This is a genomic window from Mesorhizobium japonicum MAFF 303099, from assembly GCF_000009625.1.
In the GTDB taxonomy this organism is placed as follows: domain Bacteria; phylum Pseudomonadota; class Alphaproteobacteria; order Rhizobiales; family Rhizobiaceae; genus Mesorhizobium; species Mesorhizobium japonicum.
On sequence record NC_002678.2, the window covers coordinates 4,519,065 to 4,536,795 of the forward strand.

The 17,731-nt window shown below is 62.6% G+C and carries 17 protein-coding genes; 13 read left to right on the plus strand and 4 right to left on the minus strand.

The annotated features are described in order from the left end of the window. Window positions 1–4 precede the first annotated feature (4 nt). From MAFF_RS23025 to MAFF_RS23050, 6 genes are all read left to right on the plus strand, one after another. On the plus strand, window positions 5–1,174 hold the full coding sequence (locus MAFF_RS23025) for an acyl-CoA dehydrogenase family protein (protein ID WP_080511916.1): 1,170 nt from the start codon (window positions 5–7) through the stop codon (window positions 1,172–1,174). 32 nt (window positions 1,175–1,206) lie between these two features. After that, window positions 1,207–2,415 (plus strand): acetyl-CoA C-acetyltransferase, encoded by a 1,209-nt coding sequence (locus tag MAFF_RS23030; protein ID WP_010913377.1) that lies wholly within the window; start codon window positions 1,207–1,209, stop codon window positions 2,413–2,415. A gap of 13 nt (window positions 2,416–2,428) precedes the next feature. Next, window positions 2,429–4,648, plus strand: coding sequence for a 3-hydroxyacyl-CoA dehydrogenase NAD-binding domain-containing protein (locus MAFF_RS23035; RefSeq protein WP_010913378.1), 2,220 nt, complete (start codon window positions 2,429–2,431; stop codon window positions 4,646–4,648). 9 nt (window positions 4,649–4,657) lie between these two features. Beyond that, window positions 4,658–5,203, plus strand: coding sequence for a thioesterase family protein (locus tag MAFF_RS23040; RefSeq protein ID WP_010913379.1), 546 nt, complete (start codon window positions 4,658–4,660; stop codon window positions 5,201–5,203). Between the two features lie 126 nt (window positions 5,204–5,329). Next, on the plus strand, window positions 5,330–5,968 hold the full coding sequence (locus MAFF_RS23045; RefSeq protein ID WP_010913380.1) for a S24 family peptidase: 639 nt from the start codon (window positions 5,330–5,332) through the stop codon (window positions 5,966–5,968). 9 nt (window positions 5,969–5,977) lie between these two features. Beyond that, the gene (locus tag MAFF_RS23050; protein ID WP_348624194.1) at window positions 5,978–6,838 is read left to right on the plus strand and encodes a thermonuclease family protein; all 861 of its coding nucleotides are present in this window, start codon (window positions 5,978–5,980) and stop codon (window positions 6,836–6,838) included. Here MAFF_RS23050 and MAFF_RS23055 read toward each other — a convergent pair. Further along, complete coding sequence (locus MAFF_RS23055; protein WP_010913382.1) at window positions 6,804–8,450, minus strand: lysine--tRNA ligase; 1,647 nt, start codon at window positions 8,448–8,450, stop codon at window positions 6,804–6,806. The two genes, MAFF_RS23050 and MAFF_RS23055, sit on opposite strands and share 35 nt — an antisense overlap. Window positions 8,451–8,624: 174 nt before the next feature. Here MAFF_RS23055 and MAFF_RS23060 point away from each other — a divergent pair, with 174 nt between their 5' ends. After that, on the plus strand, window positions 8,625–9,038 hold the full coding sequence (locus MAFF_RS23060) for a tellurite resistance TerB family protein (RefSeq protein ID WP_010913383.1): 414 nt from the start codon (window positions 8,625–8,627) through the stop codon (window positions 9,036–9,038). A gap of 198 nt (window positions 9,039–9,236) precedes the next feature. Here MAFF_RS23060 and MAFF_RS23065 read toward each other — a convergent pair whose 3' ends face one another. Continuing rightward, window positions 9,237–10,049, minus strand: coding sequence for a transporter substrate-binding domain-containing protein (locus tag MAFF_RS23065; RefSeq protein WP_425280338.1), 813 nt, complete (start codon window positions 10,047–10,049; stop codon window positions 9,237–9,239). A gap of 299 nt (window positions 10,050–10,348) precedes the next feature. Between MAFF_RS23065 and MAFF_RS23070 the strand changes: the two genes are divergently transcribed. The 3 genes from MAFF_RS23070 to MAFF_RS23080 all read left to right on the plus strand — a co-directional run bounded on the left by MAFF_RS23070 (window position 10,349) and on the right by MAFF_RS23080 (window position 12,578). Next, window positions 10,349–11,080 (plus strand): helix-turn-helix transcriptional regulator, encoded by a 732-nt coding sequence (locus MAFF_RS23070; protein ID WP_010913385.1) that lies wholly within the window; start codon window positions 10,349–10,351, stop codon window positions 11,078–11,080. Window positions 11,081–11,178: 98 nt separating this feature from the next. Then, on the plus strand, window positions 11,179–11,817 hold the full coding sequence (locus MAFF_RS23075; protein WP_010913386.1) for an acyl-homoserine-lactone synthase: 639 nt from the start codon (window positions 11,179–11,181) through the stop codon (window positions 11,815–11,817). Beyond that, entirely contained in the window at window positions 11,814–12,578 is a 765-nt protein-coding gene (locus tag MAFF_RS23080; RefSeq protein ID WP_244420589.1) for an enoyl-CoA hydratase-related protein, read from the plus strand. The genes MAFF_RS23075 and MAFF_RS23080 overlap by 4 nt, the downstream gene beginning before the upstream one ends. Before the next feature lie 43 nt (window positions 12,579–12,621). Here MAFF_RS23080 and ppk2 read toward each other — a convergent pair whose 3' ends face one another. Continuing rightward, window positions 12,622–13,530, minus strand: a complete 909-nt coding sequence (gene ppk2 / locus MAFF_RS23085) for a polyphosphate kinase 2 (RefSeq protein ID WP_010913388.1) — start codon at window positions 13,528–13,530, stop codon at window positions 12,622–12,624. Between the two features lie 113 nt (window positions 13,531–13,643). Between ppk2 and MAFF_RS23090 the strand changes: the two genes are divergently transcribed. From MAFF_RS23090 to MAFF_RS23100, 3 genes are all read left to right on the plus strand, one after another. After that, on the plus strand, window positions 13,644–14,909 hold the full coding sequence (locus MAFF_RS23090) for an ATP-binding protein (RefSeq protein WP_010913389.1): 1,266 nt from the start codon (window positions 13,644–13,646) through the stop codon (window positions 14,907–14,909). A 114-nt stretch (window positions 14,910–15,023) separates the two neighbouring features. Further along, on the plus strand, window positions 15,024–15,746 hold the full coding sequence (gene phoU, locus MAFF_RS23095; RefSeq protein WP_010913390.1) for a phosphate signaling complex protein PhoU: 723 nt from the start codon (window positions 15,024–15,026) through the stop codon (window positions 15,744–15,746). Between the two features lie 96 nt (window positions 15,747–15,842). Beyond that, window positions 15,843–16,850, plus strand: coding sequence for a magnesium and cobalt transport protein CorA (locus MAFF_RS23100; protein ID WP_010913391.1), 1,008 nt, complete (start codon window positions 15,843–15,845; stop codon window positions 16,848–16,850). A gap of 69 nt (window positions 16,851–16,919) precedes the next feature. On the opposite strand, the gene MAFF_RS23105 is transcribed toward MAFF_RS23100, so the two are convergent. Then, a complete protein-coding gene (locus tag MAFF_RS23105; RefSeq protein ID WP_010913392.1) occupies window positions 16,920–17,435 on the minus strand; it encodes a GcrA family cell cycle regulator in 516 nt (171 codons plus the stop codon). Window positions 17,436–17,731 lie beyond the last annotated feature (296 nt).

Sequence of the window (17,731 nt, forward strand, 5' to 3'; positions counted from 1 at the left end):
CCACATGACCAACCCCGCCGAAATACTTGGCCTTCCCAAGCCCGCCTGGGCCGCGGACGAGGTCGGCATGCTCTACGACATGGCAACCCGCTTCATGTCGGAGGAGATCGCGCCGCGCTACGACGAGTTCGAGAAGAACGAGATGGTCGACCGCGAAAGCTGGCGCAAGGCCGGTGCCGCCGGCCTGCTCTGCGCCTCGATGCCGGAGGAATATGGCGGCTCCGGCGGCACCTTCGCGCATGAGAGCGCCATCATCGAGGCGATCGGCCATGTCGGCGTCGACGGTTTCGGCATCGGCCTGCACAATTCGATCGTCGCGCCTTACATCCTTCACTACGGTTCGGAAGAGCAGAAGAAGAAATGGCTGCCGAAGCTCGCCACCGGCGAGCTGATCGGCGCCATCGCCATGACCGAGCCGGGCGCCGGCTCCGATCTGCAGGGCGTCAAGACGCGGGCCGAGAAGGACGGTAACCAGTACAGGATCAATGGTTCCAAGACCTTCATCACCAACGGCCAGCTGGCCAACTTCATCATCGTCGTCACCAAGACCGATCCGGAAAAGGGCGCCAAGGGCACCTCGCTGATCGTCGTCGAGACCGACGAGGTCGAAGGTTTCGAGCGTGGCCGCAACCTCGACAAGATCGGCCTGAAGGCCAACGACACGTCGGAACTGTTCTTCAACGACGTGCGTGTGCCGACCTCCAATCTGCTCGGCCACGAGGAAGGGCAGGGCTTTATCCAGCTGATGCAGCAGCTGCCGCAGGAGCGCTTGCAGATCGGCACCGGCGCCATCGCCATGATCGAGCGCGCGCTGGCGCTGACCATCGAGTACGTCAAGGAGCGCAAGGCCTTCGGCAAGGCGATCATCGATTTCCAGAACACCCAGTTCAAGCTGGCCGAGCTCAAGACCGAGGCGACCATCGGCCGCGTCTTCTACAATGATTGCGTCACACGCCACATCAATGGCGGGCTCGATCCGGTGACGGCCTCGATGGCCAAGTACTGGCTGAGCGACCTGCAGGGCAAAGTCGTCGACGAATGCCTTCAATTGCATGGCGGCTATGGCTACATGAATGAATACCCGATCGCCCGCATGTTCCGCGACGCTCGCGTCCAGCGCATCTACGGCGGCACCAACGAGATCATGAAATTGCTGATCGGCCGCTCGCTCTGAAAGCGCCGTCGGCAAACCCAAGGAGCACGAAAATGGCCGAAGCTTATGTCTATGACGCCGTGCGCACGCCGCGCGGCAAGGGCAAGAAGGACGGATCGCTGCACGAAGTGCCGGCGGTGCGGCTCGCCGCCAAGACGCTGGAAGCGCTGCGCGACCGCAATGGGCTGGACACAGGTACCGTCGACGACATCATCTTCGGCTGCGTCGATCCGGTCGGCGAGGCAGGTTCGGTCATTCCGCGCGCCGCCGCTTTCGAGGCAGGCTATGACACCAAGGCGCCCGGCATGCAGATCTCGCGCTTCTGCGCCTCGGGTCTCGACGCCATCAATTTCGGCGCCGCCAAGATCGCGCAGGGCGCCGACGAGATCGTCATTGCCGGTGGCGTCGAATCCATGTCGCGCGTCGGCATGGGCGCCTCCGGCGGCGCCTGGTTCATGGATCCTTCGGTTGGCCTGCCCGGCTGGTTCGTGCCGCAAGGCATCTCGGCCGACCTGATCGCCACCAAATACGGTTTCTCCCGTGATGACGTCGACGCTTATGCGGTCGAGAGCCAGAAGCGCGCCGCCAAATCCTGGGCCGACGGCCGCTTCAAGAATTCGGTCATTCCGATCAAGGACCAGAACGGCCTGACCATTCTGGACCATGACGAGCACATGCGGCCTTCGACCGACATGCAGTCTCTGGCTTCGCTCAACCCGTCCTTCGTCATGCCCGGCGAAATGGGCGGCTTCGATGCGGTCGCGGTGCAGAAGCATCCGGAGGTGGAAGAGGTCAACCACGTCCACCACGCCGGCAACTCGTCCGGCATCGTCGACGGCGCGGCGGCCGTGCTGCTCGGCTCGAAGAAGGCGGGGAAAGCCATGGGGCTGAAGCCCCGCGCGCGCATCCGCACCTTCGCCAATATCGGCTCCGAGCCGGTGCTGATGCTGACTGGCCCGGTCGACGTCACCGAGAAGCTGTTGAAGCGCGCCAAGATGAAGCTTTCGGACATCGACCTGTTCGAGCTCAACGAGGCCTTCGCCTCGGTGGTGCTGCGCTACATGCAGGCCTTCGACATCCCGCACGACAAGATCAACGTCAATGGCGGCGCCATCGCCATGGGCCATCCGCTCGGCGCCACAGGCGCGATGATTTTCGGCACGGTGCTGGACGAACTCGAGCGCCGCGATCTGAACACCGCGCTGGTCACGCTGTGCATCGGCGCCGGCATGGGCACCGCAACGATCATCGAACGCGTCTGACGGGGAGAGAACAATGAGCTACATCAATTTCACCCTCGACACCGACGCCGACGGCATTGCGCTCGTCACATGGAACATGCCGGATCGCTCGATGAACGTGTTCACCGAGGAGGTGATGGGCGAACTCGACAAGATCATCGACCAGGTGGTGGCCGACGCCGGCATCAAGGGTGCGGTGATTACCTCGGGCAAGGACAGCTTCTCCGGCGGCGCTGATCTCACCATGCTGCAGAAGATGCTTGCTGTGTTCGCCAGGGAAAAGACCAAGGATCCGGAGAAGGCGGCAAAGCTGCTGTTCGACAATGCCGGCCGCATGGGCGGTCTGTGGCGTAAGCTCGAAACATCAGGCAAGCCCTGGGTATCGGCGATCAACGGCACCTGCATGGGCGGCGCTTTCGAATTGTCGCTGGCCTGCCACGGACGCGTCGCCGCTGATTCAGACAAGGTCAAGATGGCCTTGCCGGAAGTCAAGGTCGGCATCTTCCCCGGCGCTGGCGGCACCCAGCGCGTGCCGCGCCTGACCGATCAGCAGCAGGCGCTGCAGATGCTGACCTCCGGCCAGAATCTGTCGCCGCAGAAGGCGAAGGCCATGGGCCTGATCCACGAGATTGCCGAGCCGGCCAAGCTGGTCGAGACGGCAAAGGCCATGATCAGGAACGGACTGAAAGCCGTCCAGCCCTGGGACGAGAAGGGCTTCAAATTGCCCGGCGGTCAGATCTATTCGCCGGCCGGCTTCAATCTCTGGCCGCCGGCCATCGCCATCCTGCGTCGCGAGACCTATGGCAACTATCCGGCCGCCGCCGCGATCCTGAAATGCGTCTATGAAGGCCTGCTGGTGCCGTTCGACACCGCACTCAGGATCGAACAGCGCTATTTCACCGAGATCATGCAGACCAAGGAAGCGGCGGCGATGATCCGCTCGCTGTTCGTCTCGCTGCAGGAACTGAACAAGGGCGCCCGCCGCCCGGCCGGCGTGCCGGAAACCAAATTCAAGAAGATCGGCATTCTCGGCGCCGGCTTCATGGGCGCCGGTATCGCCTATGTGACGGCCAAGGCCGGCATTCCGGTGGTGCTGCTCGACCGCGACATGGAGTCGGCCGAAAAGGGCAAGGCGCATTCGGACAGCCTCGTCTCGGATCAGGTCAAGAAGGGCCGCGCCAAGCCGGAGGAGAAGGACCAGCTTTTGTCGCTGATCACACCGACGGCCGATTACGCCGACCTTGCGGGCTGCGACCTCGTGGTCGAAGCGGTGTTCGAGGACTCAGCCGTCAAGAAGGCCGCCACCGAACAGGCGGAGGCCGTGCTGAAGTCGTCGGCGATCTTCGCGTCGAACACCTCGACCATTCCGATCACCGCGCTGGCGAAGAATTCGGCGCGGCCGAAGAATTTCGTCGGCATCCACTTCTTCTCGCCGGTCGACAAGATGATGCTGGTCGAGATCATCCTCGGCAAGAAGACCGGCGACAAGGCGCTGGCCACCGCGATCGACTTTGTCCGCGCCATCAGGAAGACGCCGATCGTCGTCAACGACACGCGCGGCTTCTACGTCAACCGCTGCGTGCTGCGCTACATGTCGGAAGCCTACAAGATGCTGATCGAGGGCGTGCCCGCGCCGATGATCGAGAATGCGGCGAAGGCCGCCGGCATGCCGGTTGGTCCGCTGGCGCTGACCGACGAGACGGCCATCGACCTTGCCCAGAAGATCATGAAGCAGACCATCCGGGATCTCGGCGACAAGGCCGTCGACCCCGAGCAGATGGCGCTGATCAACACAATGGTCGACGATCATGGCCGCTTCGGCCGCAAGAACGGCAAGGGTTTCTACGATTATCCGGCCAAGCCCGCCAAGAAGAAGCTGTGGCCGGGATTGAAGGACCTCTATCCGCAGCTTGCGGCCGAGAAGGTCGACTATGAGGAGTTGCAGCAGCGGCTGCTGGTCACCATCGCGCTGGAAGCGGCGCGCGTGATGGAGGAGGGCATCGTCATCGATCCGCGCGAGGCCGATGTCGGCTCGATCCTGGCCTTCGGCTTCGCGCCCTACACTGGCGGCGCGCTGTCCTATATCGACGGCATCGGCGCCAAGGAATTCGTCAAGATCGCCAAGGGACTGCAGAAGAAATACGGCGTCGAGTTCAAGGCGCCCAAGCTGCTACTCGACATGGCCGAAAAGGGCGAAACCTTCTACCAGCGCTTCGACCCCTACGCCAAGGGCGACGTGAAACAGGCCGCCTGACGGCAGGTTATGTATGTCTGGGCGCGCATGGCGCGCATGCTGGCCACGGCGCGCAGCCGTGGCCCCTATATGATGGGTGGTGAGAGCCGGCTGGCCTTTCGCTGCCTGCCGACCGATATCGATTTCAACGTCCACCTCAACAATGCGCGCTACATGATGCTGGCCGATCTCGGCCGCATCGACCTGTTCGTCCGTGCCGGCCTGATCACGCTGGCGCGCAAGAATGGCTGGGCGCCGATGATGGGCGGGCTGCAGGCAGTCTATGCGCGTGAGATCAGGCTGTGGCGCCGCTTCGAAGTGGTGTCGTCGATCGAAACCTGGGAAGGCAGCCAGGTCATCGGCAAGCACCGTTTCGTCCTCGACAATGGCGAGACGGCCGCCTTGATCCTGACGACCGCCGGTGTCTACGACCGCAAGGCGCGCCGCTTTCTCGATATCGACGAGGTCGTCGCCGCGCTTGGTCGCGCGGCGAATCCGCGGCCACCGACCGAGGCGGAGCGGATTTTCATGACGTCGCACCAGGGGCTGCGCGTCCTGACCAAAGGGACCCGCTGACCAGCGGAGATCATCATTTCGGCAGCCTTCACGAAGGTGTGCCATCAGAGTGCGTCCGGTGGACAAACCGGGATGCAGAGACTAGAAGGAAAAGGCATTTTTTCCTGTCTGGAAGGAGAGCACGACATGCTCTCGCACGACCGCGTCTGGGCCGCCATCGATGCTCTTGCAGAGCGTTATTCGCTTTCGGCGTCAGGTCTGGCAAGGCGCGCGGGGCTCGATTCGACTGCCTTCAACAAGTCGAAACGCCTGTCGTCCGATGGCCGGCCGCGCTGGCCTTCGACCGAATCACTGGCCAAGATCATCGAGGCGACGGGTGCCTCGCTCGACGAATTCACCGGGCTGATCGAAGGCCGCATGAGCACCGCGCCCGCCCACAGGCGCTCCGTGCCGCTGCTCGGCTTTGCCCAGGCCGGAGCCGGCGGCTTTTTCGACGATGCCGGCTTTCCGGCGGGGCAAGGCTGGGATCTGGTCGAACTGCCGGCGCAATCGACCGAGAGCTCCTATGCCCTGCAGGTGCAAGGCGATTCCATGCTGCCGCTCTATCGCAATGGCGACGTCCTCATCGTCGAGCCGGGCGCTGTCACCCGCAAGGGCGATCGCGTCGTCGTCAAGACCACGTCGGGCGAGGTGATGGCCAAGGTGCTCGACCGCCAGACCGTCAAGTCGATCGCGCTGGTCTCGCTCAATCCCGATCACCCCGACCGCGACATCCCCATGCGCGAGGTCGAATGGGTGGCGCGGATTGTCTGGGCAAGCCAGTAGGTCGGGCTGGTGCGGTTTCCTCATCTCATCATGGCGGTTGTGATGGTCCCGGTGATGGCGGCCCTGGTCGTCGCCGGCGGCCGCACGCTGAAAGGAAGCCAAGTCACTGTCGCGGTGGATCAGATCGATCCCGGCGCGGACACGATCCCGCAAGCCGGCGCCGAGGCCGGGTCTGAAGAGCCGGCCACGTCAGCCATTCCCGCGCCCGCCGCTGCGCCACCGCCAAAGCCGGCGGTGCATTCGCGGGCGATCGATCCGGATGTCGTCGCGCCGCCGGAGCTGCCCACCGGGGAACTGGAGCGGGTCGAGCCGCGCGAGCCGCTGAGCAAGCTGGCGCTGGCCATGCCGCCCAAGCCGAAGATGCCCGATGACTGGAACGGCACGAAGCTGTTCCAGCCGGTCGCGACGGCCGCCGGGCTGATCGAGGCGAAAGGCTATTCGGTCGCGATTTCCGGCATAGACGCTGTGCCACAGGACGAGTCCTGTACCACCGACGGCAAGTCCTGGCCGTGCGGCATCCGCGCGCGCACGGCGTTCCGCGCCTTCCTGCGCGGCCGTGCCGTGGTCTGCACGGTGCCGCCCGAAGGCGGCCGCGACCGCATCGCGGCGCAATGCCGGATCGGCAAGCAGGACGTCGGTCAATGGTTGGTCGATAACGGCTGGGCGCGTGCCGCCAAGGGCGGACCCTATGTCGAGGCTGGCGAAAAGGCGCAAAGCGCGAAGAAGGGAATTTTCGGACCGGCGCCGAACCTTGGCGGCATATCAGCGGTGCCGCCCGCGCCAGCCCCGGCGCCTCAGGCGCCGGGTTCGATCCTGGAGGAGGTCGACGGCGCCCTCAAGCCAGCTGACCAGCCAGCGCCTGCTGAATGAGCGCGCGGGTCTCGGCGACGCCGTAGAGCGCGGCGAACGAGCCGAAGCGCGGGCCGCGTTCCTGGCCGATAAGCACCTGGTAGATCATCTGGAAGAAGGCGCCCGAAACGCCCGGGCCACCCTCCGGGCTCTGCTTGGAATGATCCTGATAGCGTTCGATCTTGCGCGCCACGTTGAGCGAAGCGTTCTGGATCGCTTCGCCGCCGGCATCCGCCGGCAATGCACCAAGCGCCGCGTCCAGGGCTTCGAGCGCCTCGCGCTCGACCTCGTCTGCCGCACGGAAGGTCTTCGTCGGCCGCACGAAATCGTCGAAATAGCGGATCGCGTGGCCGACCAATTGGTCGAGCTCAGGATGCGTCTTTGGCGTCACGCCTTGCGTATGGCGCGAGATGAAGCCCCACAGCACATCCTTGTTCTGCGCATTGGAGGCGCTGACCAGGTTGAGCAGCAGCGAGAACGGCACCGGCATGTCGATTGCTGGCGGGTTGCCGTCATGCATGTGCCAGACAGGATTGCCCAGCCGCTCCTTCCAGTCCTGCCTGGGGTAGGCGCCCAGGAAGGTGTAATACTCGTCCACCGCCCTCGGAATGACGTCGAAATAGAGCTTCTTGGCCTGCCGCGGCCGCTGGTACATGTAGAGCCCGAGACTTTCGGTCGGCGCATAGGTCAGCCACTCGTCGATGGTCAGGCCGTTGCCCTTTGACTTCGAGATCTTCTGGCCGTTTTCGTCGAGGAACAGTTCGTAGACGAAATGCTCCGGCGCGCGCCCGCCCAATATGTTGCAGATGCGATCATAGACCACCGCGTTGGTCTGGTGGTCCTTGCCGAACATCTCGAAATCGACGCCGAGCGCCGCCCAGCGCATGCCGAAATCCGGCTTCCACTGCAGCTTCACCCGGCCGCCGGTGATCGAAAGCGTGGTCTCGGTGCCTTCATCGTCGAAAGTGATGGTGCCGGCCTTGGCATCGACATGCTTCATCGGCACGTAGAGCACCCGGCCGCTCTTCGGGGAAATCGGCAGGAACGGACTGTAGGTCGCCTGCCGCTCCGGCCCGAGCGTCGGCAGCATCACCGCCATGATCTTGTCGTAGCGTTCGGCGGCCCGCAGCAGCATCGCGTCGAAACGGCCCGACTTGTAATACTGCGTCGCGCTGGCGAATTCGTAGTCGAAGCCGAACGTGTCGAGGAAGCGGCAGAGCATCGCATTGTTGTGATCGGCGAAGCTCGCATAGTCGCCGCCGAACGGATTGGGAACCGATGAGAGCGGCTTATGCAGGTGCGGCTCGAGTGCCGCGCGATCCGGCACATTGTCGGGGATCTTGCGCATCCCGTCCATGTCGTCGGAGAAGCACAGCAGCTTGGTGGCGACCTTGTCCTGCGTCAGCACGCGGAACGCGTGGCGCACCATCGAGGTGCGCGCCACCTCGCCGAACGTGCCGATATGCGGCAGGCCCGATGGACCGTAGCCGGTCTCGAACAGGATCGTTTCGGGAAACTCGCCGCCTTTGTAACGCTCGATGATCTTTTTGGCTTCCTCGAACGGCCATGCCTTGCTTTCGGCCGCAGCCGCCAGCAGCTCGGGGTTGAGATCGATTGTGTTTGATCCCGCCATGGTCCTGTTTTCCAAATTGTTCGCCGGCCAGATTGTTTCGATGGCATGGCCGCAGTGTCGATTTTCAACCGGTCCTCTAGGCGCGCATGGCCGGAGCGTCAACGCGTGGGGCGCTTTTTCCTTGCGACCTTCGACCCCCGTTCCTACCTTCGAAACCCGTTCAAGGAGTAAAGAATGCCGTCGCCGACCCCGCATGAAGCCCTGATCTACCTGATGGTCATCACCTCGGCCTCAGACCGTGACATGACCGATGTCGAACTGGCCCGGATCGGCGACGTGGTCCGCTCATGGCCGGTGTTCGAGGATTTCAAGCAGGACCGGCTGGTTCCTGTCGCCCAGGCCTGTCAGAAGCTGCTGCAAGAAAAGGACGGCCTTGAGGGTGTCCTGGCCCAAATTGCCGAAGCCCTGCCGGAGCGCTTGCACGACACCGCCTATGCCGTCGCCTTCGAAGTGGCCGCCGTCGATCTCGAAATGCGCATGGAGGAAGTGCGGGTGCTGCAGTTGATCCGCCGTAAGCTCGATCTCGATACCCTGACCGTCGCCGCCATCGGCCGTGCGGCAAAGGCGCGGCTGCGCACCCTGACTTAGGGTTCATTGATATTCAGGTGATGCCGGCCTGCTAGTGGCGATTTCCTGTGCTTCCCCGTTCTACTGCGCCGCAGTAGAACTGTGCTCACGTACTTTAAGTACGGTTCTCAGAACCCACCATTGTCGGCTCGGCCTGACCTGAATCTCAACAAACCCTAGACCGTGCTCTGGAATCAGAAAAAGCTGACCGGGACCGGATCAGAAAAAACTTACCGGGAAATAGCGCAGGTAGAATTCGGCGAAGGTGCCCTTCATCGAAATCTCCTGCAGCGCATAGTCTAGTGCCGCGGCCAGCGCCGGATTGTCCGCCCTTGTGGCGATAGCCATGCCCGTGCCCAGATATTCGGGCGCCAGATAAGGACCGCCGGCAAAACGGCAGCACCCGGCTGCATCTGAGCCGCCCAGCCAGAAGGCGAAACGCATGCCGTCACCGAAGGCGGCATCGATCTTGCCCGCCTTGAGATCGCTGTAGAGGGTCTCCGGTCCGTCGAAGGAGACGATTTGGACCGTGTTGAAATAGTCGCGCAGCATGCGCTCATGCGCCGAGCCGGCGAGAACGCCGACGCGCTTGCTGCGCAGCTTGTCGAAGATCGGTTCGGCAAACGCCTTGTTCTTCGGCGTGATGAAGCGCGCCGGAAACTGCAGATACGAGCGCGAGAAGGCGTATGTCTGGCGCGATTGCGGCGTCGCGGCGATGCCGGCGATGATCGCTTCGCCTTCGCCTTTCTCGAGTGCCCCTTCAAGCTCGCCCCAGGGCAATGCCTGGATCTGGCATTTGTCGGCAATGCCGAGTTCGGCACAGATGGCGCGCGCCAGGTCGATGTGGAAACCGGACAGCTTTCCCGTGCCATCGAGGAAATTGAAGGGCGGAAAATCCGTGGTCGTCAGGAAGCGCAGCCGGGGCAGCGCTGAAAGGTCTGGCTTCGGCAACCGTTCCTTGGCGTCCCATAATACCGGCACCTGCGGTTCGGCCGCGCGCGCCCCTGGAGCCGATGGCAGCGCCGCGATCAGCAGCGACGCCAGGACCAGGAACCTCCATTGGAACGCCACGATAGAACTCCGCCGCACTCGTGTTCGCACCGGTTTTGGTACGAAAATGGTACAGGCACAATGGTTTTTGATTTCAACGCGCCAATTTCAGGATATGCTTTAGCACGTTTGCAAACAGCGGTGGCTGCCTTGGTTGGGGGACCAGGGTCGAGAACCACAACCGAGAATGTGCGCGTTGCAATCCGTGGTCGGTGGCCAAATGCAGACAACGCATGGACCATTGATCTCAATGCATGAGGCAACATGGGGTTGATGTTGCGATGGGTCAATTTGATCGTACGCTGGAATACATAGACCAACTGCAACACGCCGGAACGGCGGCGGCGGTCTGCGAGAAACTGTTGGGCATAACGTCGGATTTCGGTCTGACCGCGCTGATGGCGGGAACCGTCCCGCAGCCAGGCACACCGAGCGAGCAGCAAAAGCAGCATGTGCTGCTTTGCGACTGGCCTGTCGAATGGCTGGAGCGCTACGTGGCGCGCAACTATGTCGATCACGATCCGGTGGTCAGCCACATGAAGCAGTTGCAAGCGCCGTTCCAGTGGCGCGAAGCCGCCCAGGGCATTAGCTTCGACAAGAGCAGCGGCGAGGTGATGGGCGATGCCGGCGCGTTCAAGCTGCGCGACGGCCTGGCCTTCCCGCTGATCACGTTGGATGGCCAGATCGTCATGGTGTCGCTGGGTGGCGAGGCCATGCAGTTGTCGGCCGCCGAGTTCGGCCTGGTGTCGCTGGTTTCGACCTATGCCGTTGGCCGCGCCATGCAACTCCACACCATGGCGACCAAGACCATCGACCATATCGAACTGACCCCGCGCGAGCGCGAATGCCTGCAATGGGCCGCCGTTGGCAAGTCGGAATGGGAGATTTCGCAAATCCTCGGCATCTCCGAACACACGTCGGAGAAACATCTTCTTAACGCCAAAAGCAAACTCGGTGCCGTCAACCGGGTCCAGGCGGTCGCCGAAGCGATAAGGCGGGGCTACATTAGCTAGGTCGGCCGTGCCGACCTAGAATTTCTTGCCTACGTGATCACGCAATTTTCTCGTTGAGGCACGGCCGTATCTTCCTCTTAAACCCAGGAGACGACGGCATGCTTTTTTGTCTTACAACTCAAGAATTGATGGAACGTCCCGATCTTTGGGAAGCCGTCCATCGCCTGCGCTACCAGATATTTGTCGAAGAGATGGGGTGGGAGGACCTGCGGCGCCCGGACGGATTCGAGGTCGACCAGTTCGACCATGACGAGGCCGTGCATCAGATCGTCCTCAGAGGCAACGAAGTCGCGGGCTATCAACGGATGTTACCGACCACGCGGCCCCATTTGCTGACCGAGGTCTTGACCGACCTTTCCGAAGGAACGCCGCCATCGGGCCCCAACATCTGGGAATTGACCCGCTATGCGGTGGCTCCCGGTTTTCGCGATGGCCGTCGCGGCGTCTCGACCGTCGGCACCGAATTGATTGCCGGCTTCGTCGAGTGGGGGCTGAAGCGCGGCGTCGACAAGGTGATCATCGAGTTCGAGCCGATGTGGGTGTTGCGCGCCTTGCAGCTGCATTTCCTCGCGACGCCGCTGGGCTATCAGCGCACCTATGGCAATCAGCAGGTCGTGGCGACCCTGCTCTCTTTCAACGAGCACACGCTGGACGTGGTGCGTTCGCGCCGCAATCACCATGCTCCCGTCCTGGCGCGGGGATATCCCGACATGTTCGGCCAAAGGAGGGCGTCATGAGGTTGGAGATGGCCATGAACCCGCACCCGCAACCGGAACTGCGCAACCACACGCTGATCGTCACCGTGTCGTCGAATGACGGCCGGCCGGTGCTCGACAGAAGGGCCTATGAAAGCCTTGCCAGGACATTCCACGAAGCCGCCGACAATGACGAGGTGCGTGTCGTCGTGCTGCGCGGCCTGGCAGGCTGCTTCTGCCTTGGCGGCGACTTTTCCGAATTCCTCGACGCCACCAAGCATCAGAAGCTGATCGCCGCCGTCACCGATATGTTCCGCACGCTGGCGACGTTCCCCAAGCCCATCCTGGCCTGCGTCGACGGCGATGCCGTCGGCGTCGGCTGCACCATCTTGTTCCACTGCGACATGGTGATCGCCTCGAATGAAAGCACGTTCCGGGTGCCGTTCGTCGATTTCGGCCTTGTGCCGGATGCGGCGACCAGCATCCTGGCGCCGCAGAAGCTCGGTTATGCCGGCGCCTTCCGCTTCTTCTGTCTCGGCGACACGCTCCACGCCGAGGACGCGAGGGCACTCGGCCTCGTCGCCGAGATCGTGCATGACGGCGTAGAGGAGGCGACACTCGGCCGCGCCAGGCAGCTCGCCAAGAAGCCGGTTGCCGCCCTGCTGCAGACCCGCGGCCTGCTCAAGGGCAACACCGGTGCGCTGTGCGACCGCATCGACCAGGAGATATCGCTGTTCCAGCAGGCATTGCAGGACGACACCACGCTGCGGCGCCTGCAGCGGATAGCCCGGCTCGCGGCCTAAGCAACCGCGCCGCGCTGCCGATGGCCGCGCGGCGCGAGAAGGCCTAGCCTTCCTTGCCGAGGAATGACGGCCCTTCGCCGATGATCTTCTTGTCTTCCTTGCCGACGATATCGAGATCGCGCCCCTCATAGGGCAGCGACAACAGGATACGCCGCATCACCGCCAGCCGCGCGCGGCGCTTGTCATTGGCCCGCACGATGATCCATGGCGCGAACTCCTTGTGGGTGCGCTTGAACATGCTGTCGCGTGCCTTGGTGTAATCGTCCCATTTGGTGATGCCGGCGACATCGATGGGCGAGAACTTCCAGCTCTTCAGCGGGCTGTAGCGGCGATCGTGAAAGCGCTCGAGCTGCGTTTCCCGGCCGATGTTGAGCCAGAATTTGAAGAAGTGGATATCGTCGTTGACGATCATCCGTTCGAAATGCGGCGTCTCATCGAGAAATTTCTCATGCTGTTCGGGCGTGCAGAAGCCCATCACCGGCTCGACGCCGGCGCGGTTGTACCAGGAGCGGTCGAAGGTGACGAATTCGCCCGCCGTCGGGAAATGGTCGACATAACGCTGGTAGTACCATTGCCCCAGTTCAGTGGGGGTCGGCTTGGTCAGCGCCACGTTGCGCGCCGTGCGCGGATTGAGATACTGGCGCACCACGAAGATCGTTCCGCCCTTGCCGGCGGCGTCGCGGCCCTCGAACAACGCCATCACCCGTTTGCCGGTCGCCTGCAGCCATGCCTGCGCCTTGACCAGCTCGATCTGCAATTTCTCGAGCGTCTCGTCATACTCATCGCTGTTCATCTTCTTGTCGTAGGGGTAGCCGCCCGCGGTCAGTTTGTTGTCCTCGACCCAGTCCGGGAGCTCGGGATTCTCGATGTCGAACTCCCGCTCCTTGCCCCCGATCCTGATCTTCAGCGGACCTGACGTTGGCGTTGCGGGATTTTCCTTGGCCTTTTTCATCGAGACGAACCCTTTTCAGCTTGCGGACTCATGCTATTGGGAGCCTCCATGCCGGTCTAGCAGGAAGTTGCCATGCGGCCGGACAGCGCCCGAGAGGGCTATAGGACGCGCGGATGGCTGAGCAAAGCGCAGAGCAGGCAAGTGTGGCGCAAGCCATGGCCATCCGGCTGTGGAACAGCCGCTGGCTGCTCGTCGCTGGCGTTATCGGTATCCTGATCGCTTTTGCCTTCGCGGGGATCTCCGCCTATGTTCTAGTGCCGGCGCTGCTTCTGCTGCTCGCTGCCGCACTGTTGCCAACCACCGGCCTGCGCCAGTCCGGCGAGAATGCCGCCGCGATCGAGGCGATCGGCCTGCAGCGCCTGTCGGGCGAATATCTGGCGGCGGCCGTCGCCGACCCGCTGATCATCTTCGACCGCTCCGCCACCATCGTCCACGCCAACGCCGCCGCCTTTGCCGCTTTCGGCGGCATCGCGCCGGGCCTGTCGCTGCCGCTGAAATTCCGGGCGCCGGAAATGCAGACCCTGCTCGACAGCGTGCTGTCGGGCACGATCGCTTCCGATGTCGTCGACTATACCGAGAAGCTGCCGGTCGAACGGGCCTACCGGGTCAGCGCGTCCTCGGTCGGGCACGGCACCGACCTCTATGTGCTGGTGTTCAAGGACCAGAGCGAAACGCGCAGGATCGACCGCATGCGCGCCGATTTCATCGCCAATGCCAGCCACGAATTGCGCACCCCGCTCGCCTCGATCGCCGGTTTCATCGAAACGCTACGCGGACCGGCCCGCAACGATCCGGCGGCGCGCGAGCAATTCCTGCAGATCATGCAGAACCAGACCGGCCGCATGGCGCGTCTGATCGACGATCTGCTGTCCTTGTCCCGGCTGGAGATGAAGCCCTATCTGAAGCCCGGAACCGAGGTCGACCTGCGCCAGACCGTCGACAGCGTCATCGATTCACTGGCCCCGCTTGCCCACGAAAACAGCGTCGTCATCGAGCGCGATTTCGCCAAGGGACCTCTCAACGTGCCGGGCGATCGTGACGAGCTGTTTCAGGTTTTCGAGAACCTGCTGGAAAACGCCTGCAAATACGGTCAGTCCGGCGGCCGGGTCGTGGTGTCGATCGCGCACGCCGATGACGGTTCCGAACCCGGCATCGACGTCACCATCCGGGATTTCGGTCCCGGCATTCCCGAGGAGCACATTCCGCGCATCACTGAGCGCTTCTATCGCATCGACGTCGAGACCAGCCGGACCCAGAAAGGCACTGGCCTTGGCCTGTCCATCGTCAAGCACATCCTGACGCGCCACAATGCCAGGCTGACGATCAAATCCGAGGTCGGCAAGGGCGCCGCCTTCTCGGTTCATTTGCCGACGCACTGATACTGCCCTAGTTTTCCTTGGAACCGTTTCTTTTTTCTGTCATCCGGCTAGCGTATCAGCGGGGATTCGAGGAAACGACTCAAGATCAAGAACCCGTGGGAAGGCATTTCATCCATGCAGTCCGTGCACATAATGAGCGCCTTTGACGAGGAGCTGAAATATCTGTCGAAGCGTATCGCGGCGATGGGCGGCCATGCCGAGCGCATGGTCGAGCAGGCGGTCGCCGCTCTCGTCAATGCCGATCCGGGGCTGGCCCAGAAGGTCATTAACGACGATGCCGTGCTGGATGAAGGGCAGCGCGAGATCGACGACAAGGCGATCATCATCATCGCCAAGCGCCAGCCGATGGCGACGGACCTGCGCGAGATCGTCGGCGCCATCCGCATTTCGGCCGACCTCGAACGGGTCGGCGACCTCGGCAAGAACGTCGCCAAGCGGGTGGTCGCCGTCACCGACGGCCGCCAGCCAACCAGCCTGTTTCGCGGCCTCGAGGCCCTGGCCAATTTGGCGCTGACCCAGCTCAAGGAAGTTCTCGACGTCTACGCATCGCGCTCGGTCGACAAGATCGGCTTCGTGCGCGACCGCGACGACCAGATCGACGCCATGTACACGTCGCTGTTTCGCGAATTGCTGACCTACATGATGGAAGATCCGCGCAACATCACACCCTGCACGCATCTTCTGTTCTGCGCCAAGAACATCGAGCGCATCGGCGATCATGCCACCAACATCGCCGAGACCATCTATTACATCGTCACCGGCGACCAGATGCCGGCCGAGCGGCCGAAGGGCGACAAGACGGACAAGATCAGCCTTTCGGCGCTCCCGGCAAAATGAACGTTCATCCTCTCGAACGCTAGATCATATTGCGCTAAACTATCCCGGCGTTAAGCTTCTCAGGCCTTGATAGGGGCCTGCTTTCAGGAGGCTGCGATGGAATATGTCCGAGAGTTCAAGCCCGCGGCGCCGACATCAGGCATTATCGCCTCCAGTGTCTACACGGCCGGGCGGCGTATCGCCGACATTCCGATCGAGGAAGCCGGCGAATGGGCCAAGAAATCGGGACATGTCGTCTGGATCGGGCTGCTCGAACCGGATCGCGAGCTTCTGTTGCGCGTCCAGGCGCAGTTCCATCTGCATGAACTGGCGATCGAGGATGCCGAGCATCCGCACCAGCGGCCGAAGATCGAGCAATATGGCGATGCGCTGTTCATCGTCGCCCGCACCGCGCAATTGATCGAAGGACGGGTGACTTTCGGCGAGACGCATCTGTTCGTCGGCTCGGGCTATATCGTCAGCGTCAGGCATGGCCCGTCGACCTCCTACGCCGCCGTGCGCCAGCACTGGGAAAGCTGTCCGCATTCGCTGGCCAAGGGCGAGGATTTCGTCCTCTACGCCATTCTCGATTTCATCGTCGACAACTACATGCCAGTGCTCGAGCAGATCGAGGACGAGGTCGAGGTGATCGAGGACAGGGTGCTTTTGAAGCCGATGACCGGTCCTGATATCGAGCGGCTCTACATGCTGCGCCGCGATCTGCTGCGCCTGCGCAATGCGGCACTTCCGCTGGTGGAAGTCTGCCGCCGCCTGACCAGCGCCGACCTGCCGCAGATCCATTCGGCCATGCACCCGTTGTTTCGCGATGTGACCGACCACATCCGCACCGTCCAGGAGAAGATCGACAGTCTGCGCGAGGTGCTGGCCTTCGCCTTCGAGGCGAGCCTGCTGGTCGGTCAGAGCCAGGAAACGGCGATTTCCAAGAAACTCGCCTCCTGGGCGGCCATACTGGCCGTGCCGACGGCGTTCGCCGGCATCTACGGCATGAACTTCACCGACATGCCGGAACTGAAGATGGAATATGGCTACCCGATCGTTCTGGCCACCATCGCGACGATCTGCGCGTTTCTCTACTGGCGGTTCCGCAAGAATGGGTGGCTGTGAGGGTAGGCAGTAGGCAGTAGGCAGTAGGCAGTATTGTCCTACTGCTGATCCCCACTGCCTATTTCCTATCTATCGATTCCGCCGCCGCTCCGCCGCCGGCTGGAACGCCACGCGGGCATGATATTTACAATAGGGGCCCGTTTCGGCGGCCTCGTTGCCGCAGAAGTTGAAGTCCTCCGACAGCGGATCGCCGTTCGGCCATTTGCAGGTGCGCTCGGTCAGTTCGACGAGCTGCAGATGCCGTGAGATCGGTACCACGACGTTTTCGACCGGGCGGATATAGTGCCGCGCCACCGGTTCGGCGTCGAATTGTGTCTGCAGGGCGGTCGCACCGATCGATGTCGTGACGTGACGCGTGCTCGCGGCGCGCGCCACCGATTTCTGAACGGTCGAGCCCTGTGTCGTCTTCTTCTGGCGTGCCGGCGTCGCCGTTGCGCGACCGCGGCCCGACAGCTTCAGCCGGTGCACCTTGCCGATGACGGCATTACGGCTCACCCCTCCAAGCTGGGCAGCAATCTGGCTTGCGCTCAGACCCTCCGACCACAATTTTCTGAGAAGTTCGACCCGCTCGTCAGTCCAGTTCATGAGACCGCGCTCCTGCTAGCGTGCGGCAATCAGAATCCTTTCCCGACCCAGCACCACTGCTGGGGCAGACACCACATATATCTGGTGATTAGGTCCGCCGCACGAAATCTAGTTATTTCTCGACTACAATTACCTTATGCGCTGACTCGGTGACAAGAGTCCCAAGGGCAACACGAATCGGTTTTTTCGGTTTTCCCCAACTTGCCCGGTCGCTCATGAGCCGGCGTGCCGTCAGGGGGCTTGTCGCGTGCCACTACGCGACGTTTTCGTTGACTTCATGGCCGAAAAACACGATA